Below are 6639 nucleotides of genomic sequence, written 5' to 3'. Positions count from 1 at the left end.
ACATCGAGTTCTATAGTGTATTTCAAATTTTTAATAATCTAGAATATTCTAGATTATTATCCTATTTAATTGCTTTATTTGTTATTTCTGGTTATTTACCACGATACTCTGCATTACTTCATCTATGGCTGCAATTTAGTTTCATTATTTCTGCTAAGCATATAGAAGGAGGCGATCAAGCTGCTTATCTGTTTACTCTATTTATTTTACCTTTATTGTTGTTTGATAACAGAAGAAATCACTGGCAAAAAGGAAAAGTGAATGATAATTTTTATATTAATACCATCTGTTTTTTGTTTTTTGTTTTTTCACAAATACAGTTTTTTATAATTTACTTCATAGCATCTGTTAGTAAGTTTTCAGATATAAATTGGAAAAATGGTAGTGCTTTATACTATTGGTTCACAGAACCAGTCTTTGGTTTGAATAGCGCTTTAAAAGAAGTAGTTTTACCCATATTTAAAAGTTCTTATATCCTTTCAGGAAGTACATGGCTTGTGTTATTATTAGAATTATTTATAGCCTTTTCAGTTTTTTATAAAAATAAAAAACTGAAAAATTTTATATTATATTTGGGGATAATTTTTCATTTTCTAATAGGTATAGTCTTCGGATTATGGGTGTTTTTTTTAAATATGACAGGTATCTTACTATACATAAAATATTCTTCTAATGAAAAATAAAATAAAAATAAAAAGAAAATGGGATTTTATCTCAAAAATCATAACATTGTTATTTATATTAATTAATGTTTTGATATTGGTATATGTTAATTTAGCTATTGGTGTTATCTTAACTGTTATACTAATCATTAGTTCAATATATCATCCTATCTATTTTGTACTTGATAATGATAGATTTATTATAAAATACATTTTTTATAAACGTATAATTTTACTTAATAATTTAACAGCTTATTATGTGATTAACAATTCTAATATATCTATGACATATTCTACTAAAGGAGTTTTCGGATACTTAGGAAAATATATGGATGATACCATATCTATATCTACAAGTTATACAGATAATATTGCTTTAGAAACTAATTTAAAAAAAATAATAATAAGTCCTATAGATAGTAAATATCTTATACAAAGTTTAAATTCGTATATGAAAAATATCTCCTATAATTGAAATTAATTATAAATATTAGTGCAGTTTCATATATTTATATGTCATTAAATATATGTCTGCTTGATATAGTAATAAAATAAGGTTATTATTTCCTATTAAGCTATAACAAATTATAGTTTTTATAAGGTCTTTTTATTCTCGCAAGAGCATGCAGGTTTTTTAATCACTTTCCCAAATAAAAAACAAGCTCTATTGCTTATTCCACTCGTTAAACTCTTTTATTCTCTTTTCATCAGTCTTAATAAATTTTGATTTTTTTGTACCTTGCTACGACTTATAGTTTACAAATAAGTATAACCTACTATACTTATTTTTTTCCTAACGTCAAAAATAAGTGTAGGCTCTACGAGGTTACCCACTTCGTGGTGGTAGGGGTTTTCAACCCCCTAATGAAAATCGAAAAGCTAAAAAAAAATGGGAAAAGTAGCATATCACGTTGAAAAAGGTTTAGATAGTTCTGGAGGATTAGGACACCACATCGACAGAACAGAGGGAAAAGAACACACCTATCCACACGCAGATTTATCTCGAGGAGATTTAAACCAAAACTATGCAATAAATAAATACTGCAGTATGGAATTGCCCGAAGCTATAGAAGCACGGATCAAAGACGGTTACAATGGAAAAAGAAAGATAAGAACGGATGCCGTTCGCTTCCTCTCTCATATCCTTTCTGGAACCCATGAAGATATGATATCCATATTCTCTGATGAAAAGAAAAAAGAAGCTTGGATAAAAGCGAATTTTGAATTTCTAAAAGAACAATATAGGGTAGATAACATTGTTCGGTTCTCATTACACTTAGACGAAAAAACCCCACACATACACGCTATCACAATCCCATTAACCCAGGAGGGCAAACTCTCAGCTAAAGAAGTAATGGGAGATAAATTTGCACTTCAAAAAAAGCAAACTCGATATGCAGAGTATATGAAACCCTTTGGCTTAGAAAGAGGAGAATTAGGATCTGCTGCTAAACACGAAAGTTTGGACGAATATCGCAGAAGAGAAAACCAAATTGCTATAAAAGTAAATGAACCTATTGAAGTCATAGAGAAAAAAACACTCTTTGGTTCTTCAGTAGATAAAGATGCAACTATTGAAAAACTTCAAGAAGACATAAAAGCATATAGAGTGCTTTTAGAGGATGAAAAGAATAAAGCTAATAAAAAGTATCAAGAAGAAGAAAGAAAACGTATAAAAGCAGAAAAACAATTAAAAACACTAAATGAACAATCTGTAAAGAAAGTAAAAGAACTTCAAAGCGATATCAAAGCTTTAAACTCTGTAATTGACTCTTCTGAAGAACTTGTAAATGAATTTCTTTTATATCCTGAAGAAGTGGCAAATAGTATTCTAAAACATAGATTAAATATTGCTACTGAAGAAATAAAAAAGGAAATACAAAAAGATGTAAACAACGGAGAAAATCCAGTTAATACAGATAAATATATTCGAAAGCACATTCCTCCAATACACCCACTTTTTAAAGGTTCTGTATGGGAATTACTACAAAAAATAACAAAGGATAGATATGCTTATGAAAATAAATTATATACGTTTTTAAAAGAAACTAAAGAACAGTTCATTAAACTTACTGAAGAGATTAAAACCAAAATATCAAGAGGGTTTAAACGCTAATTTTATAATGCTTAAAAGTAAAATAAAAAACGTAACAATCTATAAATCAAATAGTTAAATAAAAATGCTGCGCGGGTGGAACACTTTTTTCTCTCTTGATTTGATTTTTTTTTCTCTCTTGATGCAGATGTACTGACATATTGCCATAGTTTATTAAATTCCAATAGAATAACCCCCTTTAAAAGACTATAATTATAAATTAATTAATTATAACTTATAGATTATAACTTATCCACGTTTTTAAAAATCTCTCATACCTCCTTGTTTTATTGGGGTTATGAGAGATTTTTAAAACATGAACTATGAGTTATTGAATACTTAACTATGAGTTATTGAATACTCTTTTAACATTTAAACTATGAGTTATTGAATACTAAATATGAGTTTAATTTTAGAACTCATATTTTTGCTTATATTTGTATTCGTAATCTCATACTAAAAGTATATATCTATGAAAATCACAGACAAAGAAGTATTGCAAAGTTACATCCTTACTACTGCTAAGTATGATTACTCTGTATATGAAAAACGTATTTTATACCGTATTATAGAACTTAATCAGTATTTAATGGAGGGTAAGCAATTAAATGCTAAACACGCTGTAAACCCTACTCTTTACGATTCTTATCAGTATATAATGCCTTTGTCTACATTTTTAACTGATGAGGATAAAGACAAAAACCATGCTCGTATAAAAAAGGCTTTTGAAACTCTTTCTCAAAAGATTATCACTTATGATGACAAGACCAATAAACAATGGAGGGCTTCGGGTATAGTATTTAATGTTAAAATGGATTACTCAAGGGCTGATTCTGTTACTTTTTATGTGGCTGACTTCATATATAATGCCCTTATGGACTTTTCAAAAGGATATAGAAAATACGAACTTGTAACAGCTATGAGTTTTCAAAGTGAATATTCAATGCGTTTTTATGAGTTGTTTTCGAACCAAGCTAAACCCATTAATTACAGCATTGAGGAACTTAAAGAAATATTTTGTATTACCAATAAATACAAACTTACTGCTGATTTTTTACGCTATGTGGTAGAACCTGCAAAAAAGGAACTTAACGAAAAAAGTCCCTATACGTTCATTTACAAGCCTCTCAAAACGGGGAGAAAAATAACCTCTTTGCAGTTTATTCCTATCTACCAAGCCAATAAAGAAAATCAAGGCTTAAAAGCTAAGAAATTAGGTAAGCAGATGTCAACACGCTTTTATCTTGAACCTACAGATAAAGAGTATTTAATGGCTCAATACAAGTTCACAGAAAAAGAGATCAAAAATAACTGTGATTTATTCGAAGAGCTTTATCAAGTCTTAGATAAAGGCGAATTAATAGATAAGCTAGCTGATTTAAGACGATTTGCAAGCGAAACTAATAATCCGAAAGGGTATGTTATAAAATCGCTTAAAAGTCTTTTAAATGACGTAAAAGCAGTTAAAGAAGAAAAGAAATCGAAAGCTGAAAAAGTACTGAAAGAAAAAAGAACAAATGAAAGCCAAAGTCTTGCTGATGTCTTGGGTAATTTCAAAAAATAATACGTTAAATTTCGGATATGAAATACACAGCAAGCGACATATCGGCGACACTTGGCGTCAGCCTAAGAACAGCACAACGATACATTGAAAGCCTTATCATTATTGAGAAAGGAAAAACATTTATAAGCGAAGATGTTTTTAATTTGATAATCTTACGACACACAAACGACAAAGAATCGACAGATGAAAAAGAGCTTGAGGGGATAACAGAATTTTTTACAAATGAGGAATACGAGGAATTCCAAAAGAGGCTTACAGAGTACCCTTTGTTAAAACAGATGCTTAGTTCTTCAGAGGAATATATATCTTCTCTTAGAAACGACTTAGAGTATCACAGAGCTATATATCAAAAGCATTTAGATATACACGAAAAATTAATTGAAAGTATAAAAGAAAGAAACTTTATTGAAGCAAAAGAAAAAAAACTTGATAAATAAATATATTATATCTTTTCTTATAAAATTACTGAACCTTCTTTGTAATGATAGTATTCTATAGCTTAAATCCCTCCAAATGCTTGTTATGTACGTTTTTTTCTTAAAACATTAAAAACAAGATCATATCTTTCTGCGGTGGTTTTAGAACCACTCTTTACTTCTGCCTTAAAAGCCTATTTAAAAAGTTCTTTAAAAGAGAAATCATCCCCTAAAATATCTTGATTAAGATTGTTTGCTTGAGGAAAACGTTTCAATCATTGCCCAATAAGCCACTCACCCTCTTCCCAACCATCTACAATAAAATGAAAATGATCTGATTCATCCGTAAATACTTTACATCTATATTCCATAGGAAATACTATTTGAAAACCATCCGTTTTTCAAACTTTCCTTTCTACCTCCGAGTAGTTTCTGTTGTTTTTTTTTAACTTTAATTAACTTAATTTTTTTTTAATAAAAAAACAACATACCTTTGATTTTTTAAAAAATATAACTATGACTTACAATTTCGCATCTAAAAGCATAGCTTGCTTGCTTTCTTTTTCATTATTAATGACTAGCTGCTCTAAAGATAATTTATACAATGATAGAGTAGAAAATCTAATAAACAGTAATCCTAATACTTCTTATCAAGATTTGAATAACATTAATGTAACAAAAAAATCTAATTTTGAAGAGGAGCTTTTTAAATCAATTGTCTTTTTAAATGGTGATTTTTTAAAAGAAATAACTTATCTACATAATATATCACTGTCTATTAATGATTTTAAAGGTAAAGAATTTAACAAATTACAAGATGATTTCATAGCTGAAATGAAGCTTCAAAACCCAGATTTTTTTAAAGAATTTGAGAAAAGTATTTTATACGGTTCCGCTAAAGATATAGAAGAAACTCTTAAGAATTCTACTAAGAATTTACATTCTTTTATTTTAAAAAAAGCTTCTTTTGAGACAGTAGACTTAGATAATGTTGTTAAGGAATATTATCCAAATTCTAATTATCCTGATTTTAATGAAACAGAAACAGCAGGTGTAGGAATCGCATTATTAGTAACTGTTGTTATAGCTATTGGTTTAGTAATTAATGTAATGGTAAATTATACAATTAATGATGATGAGGAGTCTTTCCCTATGGCTAATACCAATGTCTATGAAATAGATGGTAATATTTCTAAAGATTTTATCATTTTAGACATAAAAAAAGCACAAGATGTATTAATTAAACATAAAAGAAATATTTTATATTAAAGATGAAATTACTTTTTTTTATTTCATTAAGTGTTTGTTCTTTTTTATTACTTGTAATTGTTTTTTATTCTTCTAACTCAGATAATATCGTTAACCCTCTTAATCAAAATATAATAATTAATAAATTATCCCCACAGGGATGGGCTTTCTTCACAAAACCTGCCTCTAAATATAAATTTAATATTTATATTTATAATGATAATTCATTATCAAAAATAAATACGATTAATTCTTCTAAAGAATTCTTGTTTGGTCTTAATAAAGGAAATAGAATTTTACCTAACCTAATTGATAATTCCCTTCCTTTATTGGATCAGAAATTTTGGTTACATTCTGATAGTCTTGATAAGATAGATTTTAATGAAGTTAATTTAATTAGCATAAAAGTACCTGATAAAATTAAAATTTTATATAACAATATATACCTATTAGAAATATACAATAGTGATCCTTGGGTGTATTACAGTAAAGGAGTTAAATATAGTAATGATAAGTTCTACATTAAGATTAAATTTAATTAATTATATAAATAAATTAGAAATTTCTATTTCTAATTTAATTCGAAAAAATTATTGGAATAAAGGGGTTTCTTATGCAAGAACTCTTTTTGCATTAGGTATTCTGTTAAACTTA

The 6639-nt window shown here is 27.7% G+C and carries 6 protein-coding genes and 1 pseudogene; all 7 read left to right on the top strand.

Going from position 1 to position 6639, the window contains the following annotated elements:
• Positions 1 to 683: pseudogene (locus tag AABL85_RS17175) on the top strand (hypothetical protein); the annotation flags it as partial.
• Positions 673 to 1137, top strand: coding sequence for a PH domain-containing protein (locus tag AABL85_RS17170; RefSeq protein WP_341310997.1), 465 nt, complete (start codon positions 673 to 675; stop codon positions 1135 to 1137). The pseudogene AABL85_RS17175 and the gene AABL85_RS17170, both read left to right, overlap by 11 nt.
• Before the next feature lie 414 nt (positions 1138 to 1551).
• Positions 1552 to 2778 (top strand): MobV family relaxase, encoded by a 1227-nt coding sequence (gene mobV / locus AABL85_RS17165; RefSeq protein WP_341310996.1) that lies wholly within the window; start codon positions 1552 to 1554, stop codon positions 2776 to 2778.
• Between the two features lie 451 nt (positions 2779 to 3229).
• Positions 3230 to 4321 carry a replication initiation protein gene (locus tag AABL85_RS17160; protein WP_341310995.1) on the top strand — a complete coding sequence of 364 codons (1092 nt, stop codon included), beginning with the start codon at positions 3230 to 3232 and terminating at the stop codon, positions 4319 to 4321.
• Between the two features lie 17 nt (positions 4322 to 4338).
• Entirely contained in the window at positions 4339 to 4758 is a 420-nt protein-coding gene (locus AABL85_RS17155) for a hypothetical protein (protein WP_341310994.1), read from the top strand.
• Between the two features lie 495 nt (positions 4759 to 5253).
• Positions 5254 to 6006 (top strand): hypothetical protein, encoded by a 753-nt coding sequence (locus AABL85_RS17150; protein WP_341310993.1) that lies wholly within the window; start codon positions 5254 to 5256, stop codon positions 6004 to 6006.
• A gap of 2 nt (positions 6007 to 6008) precedes the next feature.
• A complete protein-coding gene (locus AABL85_RS17145) occupies positions 6009 to 6527 on the top strand; it encodes a hypothetical protein (protein ID WP_341310992.1) in 519 nt (172 codons plus the stop codon).
• The last annotated feature ends 112 nt before the right edge of the window (positions 6528 to 6639 follow it).

Source organism: Myroides odoratimimus (assembly GCF_038039805.1).
In the GTDB taxonomy this organism is placed as follows: Bacteria; Bacteroidota; Bacteroidia; order Flavobacteriales; family Flavobacteriaceae; genus Flavobacterium; species Flavobacterium odoratimimum_B.
Note: the sequence above shows the minus strand (reverse complement) of the source record. Positions and strands in the feature narration are given on the sequence as shown.

What these genes read in the sequence shown, in the direction of transcription:
- mobV (WP_341310996.1), top strand. Translation starts at nt 1,552, where the DNA reads ATGGGAAAAGTAGCATATCACGTTGAAAAAGGTTTAGATAGTTCTGGA.
- AABL85_RS17155 (WP_341310994.1), top strand. Translation starts at nt 4,339, where the DNA reads ATGAAATACACAGCAAGCGACATATCGGCGACACTTGGCGTCAGCCTA.
- AABL85_RS17170 (WP_341310997.1), top strand. Translation starts at nt 673, where the DNA reads ATGAAAAATAAAATAAAAATAAAAAGAAAATGGGATTTTATCTCAAAA.
- AABL85_RS17160 (WP_341310995.1), top strand. Translation starts at nt 3,230, where the DNA reads ATGAAAATCACAGACAAAGAAGTATTGCAAAGTTACATCCTTACTACT.
- AABL85_RS17145 (WP_341310992.1), top strand. Translation starts at nt 6,009, where the DNA reads ATGAAATTACTTTTTTTTATTTCATTAAGTGTTTGTTCTTTTTTATTA.
- AABL85_RS17150 (WP_341310993.1), top strand. Translation starts at nt 5,254, where the DNA reads ATGACTTACAATTTCGCATCTAAAAGCATAGCTTGCTTGCTTTCTTTT.